The 15,120-nt window shown below is 72.4% G+C and carries 10 protein-coding genes; all 10 read right to left on the reverse strand.

Features of this window, described 5'->3' with window-relative positions; all coding sequences use genetic code 11:
• Nucleotides 1-83: 83 nt before the first annotated feature.
• On the reverse strand, nucleotides 84-1,562 hold the full coding sequence (locus OHV05_RS09890; protein WP_405017346.1) for a M16 family metallopeptidase: 1,479 nt from the start codon (nucleotides 1,560-1,562) through the stop codon (nucleotides 84-86).
• A gap of 51 nt (nucleotides 1,563-1,613) precedes the next feature.
• Nucleotides 1,614-2,411 (reverse strand): phosphate ABC transporter ATP-binding protein, encoded by a 798-nt coding sequence (locus tag OHV05_RS09895; protein ID WP_405021417.1) that lies wholly within the window; start codon nucleotides 2,409-2,411, stop codon nucleotides 1,614-1,616.
• A 106-nt stretch (nucleotides 2,412-2,517) separates the two neighbouring features.
• Nucleotides 2,518-3,459 (reverse strand): sortase, encoded by a 942-nt coding sequence (locus OHV05_RS09900; protein ID WP_405017347.1) that lies wholly within the window; start codon nucleotides 3,457-3,459, stop codon nucleotides 2,518-2,520.
• Nucleotides 3,456-5,171 carry a hypothetical protein gene (locus OHV05_RS09905; RefSeq protein ID WP_405017348.1) on the reverse strand — a complete coding sequence of 572 codons (1,716 nt, stop codon included), beginning with the start codon at nucleotides 5,169-5,171 and terminating at the stop codon, nucleotides 3,456-3,458. Before OHV05_RS09905 ends, OHV05_RS09900 begins: the two co-directional genes overlap by 4 nt.
• Before the next feature lie 135 nt (nucleotides 5,172-5,306).
• The gene (locus tag OHV05_RS09910; protein WP_405017349.1) at nucleotides 5,307-6,896 is read right to left on the reverse strand and encodes an Ig-like domain repeat protein; all 1,590 of its coding nucleotides are present in this window, start codon (nucleotides 6,894-6,896) and stop codon (nucleotides 5,307-5,309) included.
• A gap of 49 nt (nucleotides 6,897-6,945) precedes the next feature.
• Entirely contained in the window at nucleotides 6,946-7,953 is a 1,008-nt protein-coding gene (locus OHV05_RS09915) for a hypothetical protein (protein WP_405017350.1), read from the reverse strand.
• Nucleotides 7,954-8,061: 108 nt separating this feature from the next.
• Entirely contained in the window at nucleotides 8,062-10,710 is a 2,649-nt protein-coding gene (locus OHV05_RS09920) for a hypothetical protein (RefSeq protein ID WP_405017351.1), read from the reverse strand.
• Nucleotides 10,707-13,532: a phosphate ABC transporter permease PstA gene (gene pstA / locus OHV05_RS09925; protein ID WP_405017352.1), complete on the reverse strand. Its 2,826-nt coding sequence runs from the start codon at nucleotides 13,530-13,532 to the stop codon at nucleotides 10,707-10,709. The genes OHV05_RS09920 and pstA overlap by 4 nt, the downstream gene beginning before the upstream one ends.
• The gene (gene pstC / locus OHV05_RS09930) at nucleotides 13,529-14,533 is read right to left on the reverse strand and encodes a phosphate ABC transporter permease subunit PstC (RefSeq protein ID WP_405017353.1); all 1,005 of its coding nucleotides are present in this window, start codon (nucleotides 14,531-14,533) and stop codon (nucleotides 13,529-13,531) included. Before pstC ends, pstA begins: the two co-directional genes overlap by 4 nt.
• Nucleotides 14,530-14,895, reverse strand: a complete 366-nt coding sequence (locus OHV05_RS09935) for a hypothetical protein (RefSeq protein ID WP_405017354.1) — start codon at nucleotides 14,893-14,895, stop codon at nucleotides 14,530-14,532. Before OHV05_RS09935 ends, pstC begins: the two co-directional genes overlap by 4 nt.
• Nucleotides 14,896-15,120: the final 225 nt, after the last annotated feature.

Consider the following 15,120-nt stretch of genomic DNA (forward strand, 5'->3'; position numbering starts at 1 on the left):
CGAGGTGCGGCTGGTCATCCGGGTCACCCCCGACCGAGGTGCTCAGGTTCGCGGTCTGACCGGCCACCCTGCGAACCGGTCGGTCAGTCCTCCGAGTTGAAGTCCGAGGCCGGGTAGCACAGCGCCGCCGGGACGGCCGCGTCGATCGCCCGGACCGCCGGGGCGATGCCGTGGAAGACGTCGGGCAGGACCGGCATCCAGCAGTTGCCCCGGCCGAAGACCATTCGGCCGGGGCCGCGCTGTTCCACCCCGACCACGTCGGTGAACGGCAGGTGGTGCACGGAGCCGTCGGACTGGCTGGACCACAGACCGTCGCCGGTGACCACGAGACGGGTCCGCCGGGCCGCCGGGTAGCGCAGCCGGTCCTTCAGGGAAGGCCGGAACTCCTGCCCGCCGCGCGGGAGTTCGGCCGCATCGGTGCAGCGGTACCGGGCCAGCTCGGCCCCGTCCGGGAGCCGCAGGGCGACCTCGGTGTCCAGCGGGACGACCAGCAGGGCGGACTCCAGCGCGGTCGCGAAGGCCGTCCGGAGCGCGTCCGGGGTCACCCGGCGCATCGCGTCCAGCCGGTCGGCGGCCGGGCGGTAGGTCCCGCCGAGCAGGAACTCCCCGGCGGCCTCGCCGAGTTCGTAGACCACCGAGCGCGGGTCCTCGAACACCTCGCGGGCTCCCTCCACCTCCTCGGCGAGCTCCGCCTCGGACGCGTTCTCGGTGGCCAGCCGGAGCGCCTCCTGCCAGAGCAGTTCGGCCACCCGCTGCTCCTGGCCCTCCCGGGCGTCCAGGCAGATCACCCGCTCGCCCCAGGCCGGTCCGGCGTGCGCGACGTCGCCGCCCACGTCGTAGCTGAGGCCGTGCTGATGCCGGACCAGCTCGGTCAGCCGCTGCCGGAGCAGGTTCAGCGCCAGGTGCAGGGCCGGGTCGTCCAGGTCGCAGGAGAGCGCCAGGCCCGGGCCCGGCACGTCGGCCTGCTGCCAGGACGGACCGGTCTGCCGGACCGGATGGGCGGCGCTGCGGTCCGGCCGCTCACCGGCCGGCAGCGGCAGCCGGAGCCCGGCGGGCGGCGGGCCGGTCAGCACCAGCACCGCGTTGTCGGCGTGGAAGTAGCGGGTGACCAGGTCGCGCACCGCCTCGACCGGGATCCGGTCGGGCCCCGGGCCGGGGAAGGAGGCCAGTCCCGGGCCCTGGGTGCCGAAGCGGCTGGAGAGCAGCTCGGCGGTGGTCGGGTCGGTCACCGCGCCGTTCTCGGCGGCCAGCACCCCGGCCTCCCGCTCGATCCGGTCCAGCGGGAGGGCGCCCAGCGCCTCGCAGACCTTGGCCAGGAACTCGACCACCTGCTCCGGGCGCCCGGTCGCGGTGAACTGGGTCAGGTTCAGGTCCACCGAGGCGTTGTGGTCGTGGTGCAGCCTGGGCAGCGTGCTCATCGCCAGGTGTTCGACGAGGTGGGTCACGCCCAGCGTCCGGAAGGTCTCGTCGCTCGCCCCGCACCCGAAGAGCAGGACGGCTTCGAGCGGACCGGGCGCCTCCGCCCACAGGACGGGCACGCCGTCGATCTGGTCACGATGCATTGCCAGATCATATGCGCGTGCCGTCCCACCTGCGGCGACGCACCTGTCCGGCTATCCGAAGCGGCCGTTCACGTAGTCCGAGGTGCGCTGGTCCGACGGGGCGCCGAACATCGCGTCGGTCGGGCCGTGCTCCACGATGCCGCCCGGGGTGCCCTGCTCGGCGAGGAAGAACGCGCACTGGTCGGAGACCCGCTGGGCCTGCTGCATGTTGTGGGTGACGATCACGATGGTGACCTCCTCGACCAGTTCCCGGATGGTCTGCTCGATCCGGCGGGTGGAGGTCGGGTCGAGGGCCGAGCAGGGCTCGTCCATCAGCAGGATCTTGGGCCGGACCGCCAGCGAGCGGGCGATGCAGAGCCGCTGCTGCTGGCCGCCGGAGAGTGCGCCGCCGGGCTGCCGGAGGCGGTCCTGCACCTCCTTCCACAGGCCGGCCTTGCTCAGGCACTCCTCGACCAGGTGGTCCTTCTCGGCCCGCGAGGCCCGTACGCCGGTGAGCTTGAGCCCGGCCACCACGTTGTCGTAGATCGACATCGCCGGGAACGGGTTCGGCTTCTGGAAGACCATCCCGATGTCCCGCCGGGCGCTGGTGAGCCGCCGCTCGGGGGCGTAGATGTCGGCGCCGTCCAACAGCACCTCACCGGCCAGCGCGGCGCTCGGGATCAGCTCGTGCATCCGGTTGAGGATGCGCAGGAAGGTGGACTTACCGCAGCCGGAGGGGCCGATCAGGGCGGTGACCTGACCGGCCGGCATCAGCAACGAGACCTGCTCCAGGACCTTGCGGTCGCCGAACCAGGCCGAGACCGCGCGGGCGTCCAGCGTGCCCGCCGAGCTCTGCCGGACGGTCGGCAGGACGGCCGTGGTGTCGAGGCTCACGGTACGGGCCCCTTTCTTGATGCTCGGTGACGACGAATCAGGTGACGATGGCTCAGGTTCCGGGCGGTCAGGTGCTGGGCAGTCAGATCAGGTTGGGCAGCAGGCGGGCGACCTGATCGGCGACCGCCAGGCCGAGCGCGCTCAGCACCGGCACGCCGACGATCCAGCTCTGGTGCCGCCCCCAGCGCGACCAGGCCAGCGCCAGCCCGACGGCGGCCAGCAGCAGCGCCTCGCCCCAGAGCACCAGCGGCACCCAGGCGGCGTCCTCGGTGCCCAGCGCCTTCTCGGCGGCGGGCAGCGCGGCGGCGCTGAGCGGCCGGGCGTTCGCCTCCTGGACCTCGCTGGTCAGGTCGGCGTCCACCAGCAGCAGACCGGACGGCGCGTACAGCGGACCGTCGGCGGTGACCAGCACCACCCGGCCCGCGCCCTTCTTGACCGCCGGTGGCACCGGGTCGCCCGCCCGGCGGACGCCGACCACCCGGAAGGTGTGCCGGCCCTGGCCGGTGGTGACGGTGAAGGTCTCCCCCGCCCGCAGCTCGCCGATGCTGCCGAACGCGCCGCCGAAGCCGGCCTGCCGCCCGAGCAGCACGCTGGCCCCGGCCTGGCCGGGCATCGCGGTGTCCCGCCGGTGGCCGGGACCGGCCGCCAGCACCTCACCGGTGCTGCCCTCCCGGATCACCTCGCGCAGGCCGAGCTGCGGGATCTCCAGCAGGGCCACCGGGGTGCCCGGCCGGACCGGCTTGCCGTCGGCGTCCAACTGGCCGATCGGTGCCGTCCCCTGGGCCAGCGTGAGCCGCAGCTCGGCGTAGCCGGTCTGGTGGTCGCGCAGGTGGCGCAGCCCGCCCAGCGGGCCGAAGTCGAACAGCAGGCCGAGCAGCAGCCCGGCCAGGATGGCCAGCGCGGCACCGGCCAACTGAGCCCCGTCCGGCCGGAGTCGGCGGACCGGAGCGACGGCGGGCGCGGCGGGCGGCACCGGCGGCGGGGTGCCCGTCCCGACCGGGGTCTCGGCCAGTACGGCGGTCATTCGGCGGCCTCCTCGGCGGCCGCCCGGCGGGCCCGGAGCCGGCGGGCGTACGGCACGGTCAGCCAACCGAGCAGCAGCAGTCCGGCACTGACGGCGAGCCAGGAGTACAGCGGCACCCCGGAGTCGGCGGCCGGGGCGGCGGCGGACCCGGCCGCGCCGGGCGCCGCGCCCTTGGCCGGGGTGGGCATCGGCTCGGCGGCGACGGCCTGGTGCAGCATGCCTGCGGGAGCCACTGCGGCGGTGGTCCAGGTGGTCGGGTCGGTGAAGGTGAGGACGGCGGTGAAGTCCTTGACCGAGGCGGGCTTGACCTTGTGCCGGCAGCTGGCGGTGATGGTGTACTCGCCCTTGAGCGGACCCGAACCCGCCTGGGTGGCCACCACCTTGAGGGTGTTGGCCAGCGGCAGGACGAAGCCGCCGTTGGGGGCGGCCCGGTAGACCGAGGCGGCCACCGTCCCGGTCAGCGGGGCGCCCTCGGCCGGGAATCCGGCTCCGTTGATCCGCACCGTCAGGTAGTTGGCCGGATCGGGGCAGGGCCCGGAGCTGAGCAGGTCGATCGCGTCGTCGTCGTGGCCCTTCGGGTAGTCGAAGGACAGCGTGCCGACCGGATCGGCGGCGAACGCCCTTGGGGCATCAGCAAGTTGGCCGAACGTAAGGGCGGCCAGCAGGACGGCTGCGGCGGCCACCGGGGCGGGCAGCGCCGACGGCATGGCCGGCGCCCCGGGCGTCCGGCGGCGGCACCGGTTCAGCCACCGGCGGCCGGTCAGCAGGGCGAGCAGCAGCAGCGCGGCCAGCGTGGTCCAGGGGATCAGCGCGAAGCGGTGCTTGGAGACGTCGCTGACCAGCTTCGGATCCTTGTCCCCGGCCACCGGCAGCGGGTCGATGGTGATCCCGGCGGTGCCCCACAGCGTGGGGTAGACCCCGGAGACGTCGAAGCTGTAGTTGACCGCGTTGCCGGGCAGCAACTCCTGGAGGTCGGCCGGGGCGTTGCCGGTGGCGATCGAGCCGAACACGTTGCCGACCCGGACCGCCTGCTTGCCGCCGAGCCGGACGTTGCCGGTGTTGCGGACGGTGTAGCTGACCGTGGTCCGGCCGGTGTCCAGCGGGTTCAGGCTCGGGTGGTAGGCCGCCTTGGCGTTCTCCACCTTGAGCTCGGCCCTCAGGTCGCCGGAGACCCGGATGTTCACCCGGGAACCGACCCGCTGGTCGACCGTGACCGCGTTGCCCTTGGCGTCCTTGCTCTCGGCCCGGACCGCGACCACGATGCCGGCCGCGTGGTCGCCGGGCGCGGCGTCGGCGGGCACGGCCAGGGTGAACGGGACGATCTGCCGACTGCGGCCGGGCAGGGTCACCGAGCCGACCGAGGTCTTCAGCCAACTCCCGGCCTGGGTCGAGGGCTTGCCGTCGGGCAGCACGTCGTAGCCGCCGCTGTCGGTGTTGAAGGCGTCGGCGGGGTAGAGCCGCACGGTGAGCGGCTGCTCGCCGTAGTTCCAGACCGCGACGTGGTCCTTGAGCAGCGCGCCGGGGGTGGCCGCGTAGGAGAAGGTGCCCCGGGCGTCCGGCTCGGTGGCGGTCGCGGGCTGGATGCCGAAGGTCTGCGCGGCGGACGCCGCCGGGGCGGCCGGAGCGGCCGGCGGGTCGTCGGCGTACGCCGTCCCACCGGTCATCGCCAGAGCGGCGACCGCCAGGAGGGGCAGTAGGAACCATCGGCGCATCGGCGGCGTCATCCTCGCTTGCTGGTACGGAAGTTGGACACCGGCGGCCGGGCCGTCCACGGGTTCGACGTAGTGTCGCGCGGACGGCCCTGCCGCCGGGTTAAGGGCGCACTCGGTCCCGGTGAACTACCGGCGTCAGATCGCCGTCAGGGTGAGCAGGCCCTGGTACGTCCCGGCCAGCGTGGAGGTCGGGGCGAGCAGGGTGAGGTCGGCGCCGAGCTTGGCGGTGCCGAGGCCGGTCGCGGTGGCCAGGGTCCGGGAGGACTTCAGGCCGAACACACCGTTGTCGGCGGCGGCGACGGCGTTCGCCGGAGCGATCTGGCCACCGAGGTTGATCTTGAGACCGTCACCCTTGGCGACCAGGTTCGGGGCCCAGCCGAGGTTCTGCGCGTTGATCTGGTTGGCACCCGAGGCGAACTGGTCCACCCGGCCGCTGACCGACCAGCCCGGCGCACCCGCGCGGGTGTCCGTGACGGTGACGGTCTGGATCGCACCGGTGGTGGAGTACAGGGTGCTGTCGCCGTTCAGGGCGAGCGGCGGCAGGGTGACGTTGGTGCCCGCCACGCTGATCACCAGGGCGCCGGGGGCGACCGAGGTGGTGATGGTCTCGAAGACCGGCGACGGCGGCAGCGGGTCGCCCGGGTTCGGGACCACCACCGGCGGGGTGACGGTGAACGGCACGACCGGGGAGGTCGAGGCCGCGAAGTCGGCCGGGGCGGCCGGGACGAAGGTGGCGGTCAGCAGGTGGTCGCCCTCCGCCAGGTTGGCGACGGTCAGCTCGGCGGTGCCGCCGTTCGCCGACTGGGTGCCGAGCAGCGTGCCGCCGTCCCGGAACTGGACCGAACCGGCGGTGCCGGCCGGCGTCACGGTGGCGCTCAGCGTGACCGGGGTGTTCTTGGCGGCCGAGCCGGCCGGGGTGATGGCCAGCGCGGTGCTGGTCGCGGCGGCACCCTTGGGGCTGATGGTGTAGCCGACCGTCGAGGAGGTCGAGCCCAGGAAGGCGGTCGAGGTCGAGGTGAAGACCGCGGACAGGTTGTGCGCGCCCAGGGCCAGGGTGCCGACGGTCAGGGCGGCCTGACCGGCGGTCACGGCCACCGGGGCGCCGAGCGGGGTGGCGCCGTCCAGGAACTGGACCGTGCCGGGCGCGGCGGGGGTCACCGCGGCGGACAGCGTGACGTCGCCGCCGACGGTGGCGGAGCCGTTCGGGGTGACGGTCAGCGCGGTGCTGGTGGCCGTCGCGACCGGGGTGGTGTCCACCGAGGTGTAGCTGGTGGGCGTGTTGAAGTTGATCGCGCCGAGGAAGTCACCGAAGTAGGTGGTGCCGACCTTGGCCCGGCAGCGCAGCCGGAACTCGTACTTGCCGGCCAGCGTGGAGAAGCCGTTCTTCTGCGCGAAGCCGCGCAGGGTGTCGCTCAGTGGCACGTTCATGTGGCCCTGGGCGTCGACCGGGAAGTTGGTCTGGAGCTGGTTCGTGGTGACACCGAAGCCGTCGGCCGGGAAGCCGGCGCCGAAGATCAGGCCCTGGATGTTGGTGCCGCCGGGGCAGGCTGCCGAGCTGACCAGCTGGATCGAGTCCTCGTCGGTCCCGGTCGCCGGGTTGAGGGTCAGGGTACCGATGACCGGGGTCGCCTCGGCCGCGTGCGCGGTGCCGGCCATGGTGATGCTGCCGGCGGCCAGGAAGGTGGCGGCGCCGATCGCGACGGTGCGCGGAATACGGATGCTCACGGTTCTGGGTTGCCTTTCGGGCAGGGAGGGACGGAGAGGTGACGGAGGGTCAGTTGCCGGAGGTGCGGGAGGTGTCACCGCAGTTGTCGTTGGTGCCGAAGCCGTACGCCTTGATCAGGTCGGCGCGCGAGCAGATCTTGGAGGTCTTGCCGACGAAGACGTCGCTCCACGGGCTGACGCCGACCTTGCTGGTCGGGATGACGTTGTAGACGTCACGGGTGGCGGCGGCACCGGTGTTCAGCAGCAGCGACGGGACGCCGTTGATGTTGCCGAGCTGGGCCGCGCCACGGATGTCGGGGATGGTGCTGGCGCTCTGCGCGAGGTACTGGCCGATCGAGAACGGCACCAGCGACTTGCTGTCGAGCACCCGGCCGTCGTGCTCCTCGATCTTCTTGCCGCCCTTGGTGTCGGTGACACAGGGGTAGCGGTTGGCGCTCAGGTCGCCCTCGGTGATGCCGACCACGGTCAGCCAGTACGAGCGGGTGCCGGAGCCGCTCTGCGGCAGCAGCGGGCGGACGTCCCAGTTCGGGGCGGTGCCGACGAAGCCGGGGTCACAGGTGTAGAGGGCGTGCAGGTCGGCCGTGCTGAGGTCGAGCGGCAGCACGCTGCCCGCGCCGACCGCGTAGGTCACGGCGTCCACCGCGAACGGGATGTAGGTCAGGCCGGGGGTGCTGCCGGTCACGTTGAGGCTGGAGGAACGGGAGAAGTCCAGGCAGCCGTTGTTCTTGTTCAGCTCGTTCAGCAGGGCGGTGCGGCCCGCGCCGGAGCCGTTCGGGCGGTCGAGCGACTGGCAGGCGGTGGCCGCCTTGGTGGCGATCTTCGACGAGCCGGTCGCGTTGTACGAGGCGATCAGCTTCTCACCGGTGGGGCCGGTGATGGCGTCGGCCATCGCGTTCATGACGCCCTGGGTGGTGTCGGAGCCGACGCCCGCGAGCTGACGGTAGAGCGGGGCACCGTTCGGGTCCGCCTGGGCGGTCCCGGTACCGGCCACCACCAGGCCGAGGCCGGCGACGACGGTCACGCACTTGGCCAGGTTGCTCTTGGTGAGACTCTTCACTGTTCTTCGTCCTTTTCGGGCAGCTCTCAGGCACCGCCGGAGGACTCTCCGGCCGTGTGGCGCACATGCGTTGGCGTGGTACTGGTGGTGGTGTGGTCTCGGGGCCCGTCAGGGCCGGGGCCGCCGGCTGCGGAGCAGCCGGGGCAGGAAAAGTCCGGCGGCACCGGCCAGCAGACCGGCGATCAGCACGCCGAGCAGCAGGTACCTGGCCGAACCCACGTCGGTCTCCGCCGTCCTGGCCACCGGGACGACCGGCTTGGGCGTGAGCACCACGGCGGTGTGCGCGGGCGTCGGGCCGGGGGCGGGCGGGGCGGTGGGCGCGGTGTCGACCGGCGGCTGGTGTTGGACCGCACCCGCCCCGGCCGGGGCCACGGCGGCCTCGGTGGCCGGCGGGACGTCCCGTGGCGTCGGGGTCGGGCTGACGTCCGGCTCGGGCACGCCCGCGCCCTGCTGCACCAGGTCGGCCGCCCGCCGGAGCTGGACCCGCATCTTCTCCGGCAACGACACGTACCCGTCCGGGAGTTGGCCGAGGGCGACGCCGTGCACCTGGCCGGTGTCGGCCGCGTAGCGGAGCAGCCCGGCGTACGCCTTGCCGCTGCTCGCGTCGAGGGCGGACGGGACGGTGGCGGCGAAGGTGGTGACGGTCAGCGGGTAGCCGCCGGCCACCGGCAGGCCGGGCGGGATGACCGCGATCCGGGCCGGGTCGGCCGGCGTCGCCGCGTTCGCCATGGCGAGCAGCGCGGCCTCGGTCGGGGCGACGAACTCGCCGACGCCGTTGCGGAGTCTGGCGGTGCTCAGCCCGTACCGCGCGGCCTGGGCGGTGGTGGCCAGCGCCATCAGCGAGCGCAGGCCCTGCGGCTGGGGCGGGTCCTTCTTCATCGAGGGCGGAACGCTGTCCGCGCTCCACACCGACTTGCCGTTGGTGTCGCCGCGGGCGGCGAACCGGGCGGCGTCACCCATCGAGGGGAGGTAGGGGTGCGACTCCGTGTTGCACCAGTCGGGGCGGTTCTCGGACTTGTCGAACTCCTGGCAGTAGTCGTCCTGCTTGGGGTAGTTCGAGCGCGGGTAGGCGGTCTCCAGCCTGGTGAAGGCCTGGTTGACCCGGTCCTTCCACTTCGGGTGGACCTCGCCGGCCAGGAAGGCCTTCGCCTCCGGGTCGCCGAGCAGCCACTTCCAGAGCTGCTGGGCGGCGTCGCTCGACCCCAGCGGGAGCATCAGGTCCGGCACCCGGGCGCCGAAGAAGTACTTGAACTGCGGGTTCAGCTCCAGGAACTCCGGGTCGCTGAGCAGGTCCAGCGGATTGGTGGCCGGCACGTCCGGATCGCCCGGGTTGACCGCGTACTGGTAGCTCTGGGTGACCAGTTTGGCGACCAGACGGGGCGTCAGGCTCATGTCCGGCATCCGCTGCCCCTCCTGCTTGCGGATGTCCTCCGGGGCCCGGATCGAGGACTGGTTCTCGATGTCGAAGGCGATGGTGAGCCCGGACAGCGCGATCGGCGCGTAGACCGGGGTCCGGCCGGGCGTCTGCTCCTCGACCGCCAGCGGGTAGCCGAGGAAGTCCAGCCCGGGGTTGTCGCCCTGCAGTCGCTCCCTGGCCGTGTCGTCGCTGCCCTGCGAGAAGTTGAAGATGCCGCCCGCCTGCCGGCACAGCACCGGCTGCCAGCGCTGCATCGCCTCGGACATCAACTCGTTGCCGTCGGTGGGCCGTTCGGCGCTGCCGATCGGGCAGGACAGGCCGACCCGTTCGAAGCCGAGTGGGACCACCAGACGCTTGGCCCAGTTGGTGCTGGACAGCGGGGTGGACTGGAGCTTGCCGCCACCACTGGTCGGCACCTTGCCGTCCACGTCCAGCTCGCCGCGCGGCACGATCACCAGCCAGCACCGGTGCAGCGGAGCGTCGGGCGTTGCGGCCACCGGCTGCCCGCAGCCCAGTCCGGACGCCTCCATGCCGCTCTGCATCTCGAAGAAGAGCTGCCCGGTGCCGTCCGCCCTGGTCGGGGCGAACGGGACCTCGTTGGTGGTCTGCGCGTTGTAGAACGAGCTGGTGCCGCGGGTCTCCGGAGCCGCGCCGGTGGCGGAGCGGAACGGGACGTAGACGTTCTCGGTGGGCTTGGTCTGCTTGATCGGCTCGATCGGGTCGACCAGCGCGGGGCCGAAGTTGAGCTGGCGCTGGGACACGAAGTCACCGGACGCGATCCGGGAGTCCCCCTTGGTCGCCCCGTACTGGCACTGCTCCCGGTCCGGCCCGGCCTCGTCATCGCTCCAGCACTGCATGAACTGGAGGAAGTTGCGTCCGAACGCCCGGGGGCTCGGCGTGGTCTGCCTGCCGCCCTTCCAGGTGATCTCGACCACCTGGTTCACCAGGTGGTCGGTCTGCGGGACGGTCACCTCCAGGCCGGCGAACTCACCGGAGCCCTTGACCGTGACCGGCTTCGGGTCCGCGCCGGAGGTACCGGTGGTGGTCGTGCCGACGGCCGGGGCGGGGGTGGCGGCCAGGGCCCCGGCCCGGGTCGGGCCGGCCGCCGAGGGCCGGACGGTCGAGGGCCGGACGGTCGAGGGGTCGATCCCCACCGGCGCACCGGTGACCGGGTCGACCGGGATCTCGGGCACCGCCGAACTCCCGGCGGCCACCCCGACCGGGGTGTCGCCCGGGCCGGCCGAGAGTGCCGCTCCGGCCGCGGTGGCGAGCAGCAGGGCGAGTACCCCTGCGGTCCGCAGTGCCCGCCGGGCACCGCCGTTGACGGTCCGTCGGCTCACAGCTCCCCCTCCCGTCTGCGGGCCGCCCGGCCCGCGATCACCGGCGGCAGCACGATGACGGCACCGAGCAGCAGCCCGGCGATCACCATCAGCGAGTACCGCAGTCCGCTGCCCGCCGAGGAGGCCACCTCGATCGCGCTGGCGCTGACGCTCTGTCCGTTCCCGCCGCCGGCGGCGGCCCCGCCGTCACCACCGCCGAGCGCGGGGTCGTCCGCTGCCGCACCACCCGCTCCGTCGGCCGTTCCCGCGCCGCCGGCTCCACCGCCCGCCGCAGCCGCTCCGCCGGTCCCCGCGCCACCGGTGCCGGCGGCACCGCCGGTTCCCGCGCCACCGGTGCCGGCACCGGCACCCGACTCGGTGCCGGCCGGCTTGGTGCCGGTGGCACCGCACTGGGAGGTGGCGCCCTTCTTGTCGCACTCGTCCGGCTTGGGGGCACTCGCCACGTAGGGGTTGGTGCCGTCCTTGCCGAAGGTCGGATTGCTGCAGGCGGTCGGGTCGAAGGTCTTCTTCTCGCTGCCCGGGATGTTCGCCAGCTGGGCGAAGCCGGAGCTGACCAGCTGGGGGGTGAGCGGCGAGTACCCGTTGTCACCGACCTTCTTCTGGCCCTCGCAGAGGAAGTAGTAGCCGAAGGCGCTCAGCGCGGTGCCCTTCGCCGCGGTGAAGTTCGTCGTCTCGGTGGTGTGCACCACCATGTAGCTGTAGCTGGAGAGCGGGTAGGCGGCCGCCGCCGGGCTGTCGTAGACGTCGTCCAGCTGCTGCGTCAGGTCCGGGTTGATCCGGGCGTTGACCAGCGCGACCGCGACGTTCTGCCCGGTCGGCCCGACGTAGTAGCCGGCCTTGTTGAGCACCTTGACCACCGGGAACTTGGCTTCCTTGGCGTAGGAGTACTCGACGTAGGTGATGGCGCCGTTGTTGCCCTCGTTGGCGACCGAGGAGGCCACCGTGATCGAGCTGCCCAGCGCCTTCCAGGTGGAGCCCTTGAGCAGCGGGAAGAACGAGGTCATCCCGCAGGGCGCGTTGCGCGGCGTACGGCGGCAGTAGTCGTCCCAGATCGGCTGCTGACGCTTGCTCAGCCAGGTGGTGAACTGCGCGGTGGTACCGGAGCCGTCCGAGCGGACCACCGGGTGGACCTCGACGTGCGGCAGCTCCAGGCCCGGGTTGTCGGCCTTCACCAGCGGGTCGTCCCAGTAGCCGATGCCGCCGGTGAAGACCTTGGCGATCACCTCACCGGAGAGCCGCAGGTTGGTCACCCGCTTGCCGTTGATCTTCAGGTTGTACATGAACGAGGTGCCACCGGCGACGATCGGCAGGTAGGCCGAGGGGAACGGCGGCGGCGCGTCGTACTGGCCGCCGTCGGTGAGCCCGTACGGGATCTCGGTGACCGCGAAGTCGGTGGCGTCGTTCTTGAACTGGTTCCGGCCGAACGAGGACCCCTGCGGGTCGAAGTCGACGGTCATGCCGTACTGCCGGACGTTCTTGATCCAGCCGTCCACCGCGTTGTAGCTCCAGGTGGAACCCGCGCCGCTGATCCGCAGGTAGCTCGCGGCCTCGGCCCGTTCGGCCGCGCCGAACAGCAGCGAGGTGGCGAACACCGCGATCGCGGTGAGCAGGGTGAGGGTGCGGGTGATCACGGGCGCCTTCCGGGCGGAGGGGACGACGGGCTTGGTGATCCGGGCCAGGTCGGCCGCGGACTGCCGGGTCCGGTGGTCGCGCTGACGCCGGCTCAGCTCACCCGGGCCCCGGCCGCCGAGGGTCCGGGCGACCACGAAGAGCAGCAGCACCAGCCCGAGCAGCAGTGCCGCCGCGCCGAACGCCCGGGCGGCCTGGAGCTCGGACGGGAACTTGATCAGCGTGAAGGCCATCAGCGGCAGTGAGGTCTGCGGGTCGCGGGTCGGGTCCAGGTTGAGGTTCTTGGTGTAGCCGGAGCAGAGCAGCACCGGCGAGGTCTCGCCGATCCCCCGGGCGGCGCCCAGGATCACCGCGGTGGCCAGCCCGGACCTGGCGCTCGGCAGGGTCACCGTCCAGACCGTCCGCCAGCGTCCGGCGCCGAGCGCGTAGGACGCCTCCTTGAGCGAGGCGGGCACCAGCCGGAGCACCACGTCGGCGGCCCGGATCAGGATCGGCAGCATCATCACCGAGAGCGCCACCCCGGCGGCCAGGCCCGAGCGGGGCAGCCCCAGGGTGAGCACCATCACCGCGTAGATGAACAGGCCCGCCAGGATCGACGGCAGCGCCGTCATCGCCTCGACCAGGGTGCGCACCAGTCGGCTGAACCGGCCGGGCACCTCGCTCAGGAAGACCGCGCAGCTGATCCCGACCGGGATGGTGATGCTCAGTGAGATGGCGATCTGGGTCAGCGTGCCGACCACCGCGTGCAGGGCGCCGCCCTGGTCCAGCGGGTCGGTCGGCCCGGCGTCGGACAGGTCCTGGAGGAAGAAGTTGGTGTGCGCGAGGGCGGACCAGCCCTTGCTGAAGACGTAGCACAGCACCCAGACCAGCACCCCGAGCAGCATCGCGGCCAGGCTGTGCACCACGGCGGAGGCGAACCGGTCCCGGACCGTCAGCTTGCCCTCGTCCCGGGAGACCAGCAGCGCGTACAGGCCGAGGAAGCAGAGCCAGGTGCAGACCACGAAGCCGATCCCGCCGCTGAACGGGGTGAGCCGCTGGAACAGCAGCGCCGAGGTCGCCACCGCGCCGGCCAGACTCCCCCAGAACGCGTAGTGGTCGGAGGCGCGGCGGGCGTTGATCCGGCGGCGGCGCTGCGGGGCGGGCGTGGCCGGGCGGGTGACCACGGTGGTGCGCGGCGGAGCGGTGGTGGTCATGAGCTGGCCCCCGAGCGGCTGCGGGCGACCACGGCGGCCGCGGCGAAGTTGACCGTGAGGGTCAGCACGAACAGGGCGAGTCCGGCCGCCATCAGCGCGGAGACGGAGAAGTCGGTCGAGTCGCCGTAGCGCAGCGCGATCAGCGGCGCGACCGCGCTGCCGCCGCTCTGCAGCACGTGCGGCTGGATGTCGAAGTTCATCGACAGGATCAGGTAGACCGTGATGGTCTCGCCCAGCGCGCGACCGAGGCCGAGCATGGTGCCGCCGATGATCCCGCCCCGGCCGAACGGCAGCACCACCGAGCGGATCATGCCCCAGCGGGTGGAGCCGAGGGCGTACGCGCCCTCGCGCTCGCCGGCCGGCGCCTGGTCGAACACTTCGCGCATGATCGAGCACATGATCGGCGTGATCATGAAGCCCACCACGATGCCGGCCATCAGGCTGGACGCCGTGTAGACCAGCGGCGGCGTCAGCGGGTCGGTCGGGTCGGCCCCGTTCACCCGGAACAGCGGGATCCACCCGAAGTAGTCGGAGAGCCACCTGGCCACGCCGGTGAGCTGGTACTGCAGCAGCTTGAAGCCCCAGACGCCGTAGACCACGCTGGGCACCGCGGCCATCAGGTCGACCATGCTGACCAACGTCCGACGCAGCTGCCTGGGCGCGTACTCGCTGATGTAGAGCGCACTGGCCAGCGCCAGCGGCACCGCCAGCACCACCGCGATCCCGCCGATCAGCACCGTGCCGATCAGCACCGCCGCGATGCCGAACTGGCCGCGGCCGCCGTCCGGGTTCCAGGTCTCGGTGGTGAGGAAGGAGAGCCCGGCGACCGAGAGCGCGTCGGTGGCCCGGACGGCCAGATAACCGCCGACCCCGAGCATCACCACCAGCACGAACGCGCCACTGGCCTTGGCCCAGGCCAGGAACACCCGGTCCGGCAGACCGGGGTTGACCGTCAGCGCCCTCGGGGCGTCGGTCACCGGCGGTGTGGTGTCGGCACTCATCCGACACCTCCACGGGCGGTGTCGGCCGCACTCCGTGCACCTGCCAGAAAACGGGCGAGGTTGTACTGGCACTCGCGCTGCCGCCGGTAGCCGCGGGCCGAATGGGCCACCGTCCGACCATCCAACTCAAGCCGCCAGAGCCACAGTTGACCCTGCTCCATGGAGCAGATGGTGCTCCGCCCCTGGTCCACCCGGTGCTGGAACTCCTCGATCGCCACCCGGCAGGAGGCGGCGTCCCGGAAGATCTCCTGACTCTGCCCCAGGTGCCGGTTGTTGGCACCGAGCAGTCGCCACACCGTCCCGCCCGACCCGAGGTCGGGCCGGACCGGTCTGTTGACGATCAGAAATCTGGGATGTCCCATGCCGGTGCTCGCCCTTCCGCAGCGCTGCTTGGCCGGAAGTGACTGTCTCGGCTCAGAAACGCGGCTCAGGTGCGGCTGGATGAACACCGGACACGGGACGGCTTAACGAACAGTGCGAGCCACCCACACGGATCACACACCATACGTACGAATCTGACGATCCATCAGGCCCGTACGTACCCTGGGGGCTCGGAACGCGGCTCCGCCGCACGGGGCGACGCCGAC

The organism is Kitasatospora sp. NBC_00070 (assembly GCF_045041205.1).
GTDB lineage: Bacteria > Actinomycetota > Actinomycetes > Streptomycetales > Streptomycetaceae > Kitasatospora.

Coding starts and splice junctions, on each gene's coding strand:
- OHV05_RS09890 (WP_405017346.1), bottom strand. CDS start 1,562: ATGCATCGTGACCAGATCGACGGCGTGCCCGTCCTGTGGGCGGAGGCG.
- OHV05_RS09900 (WP_405017347.1), bottom strand. CDS start 3,459: ATGACCGCCGTACTGGCCGAGACCCCGGTCGGGACGGGCACCCCGCCG.
- OHV05_RS09905 (WP_405017348.1), bottom strand. CDS start 5,171: ATGCGCCGATGGTTCCTACTGCCCCTCCTGGCGGTCGCCGCTCTGGCG.
- pstA (WP_405017352.1), bottom strand. CDS start 13,532: ATGACCACCACCGCTCCGCCGCGCACCACCGTGGTCACCCGCCCGGCC.
- pstC (WP_405017353.1), bottom strand. CDS start 14,533: ATGAGTGCCGACACCACACCGCCGGTGACCGACGCCCCGAGGGCGCTG.
- OHV05_RS09935 (WP_405017354.1), bottom strand. CDS start 14,895: ATGGGACATCCCAGATTTCTGATCGTCAACAGACCGGTCCGGCCCGAC.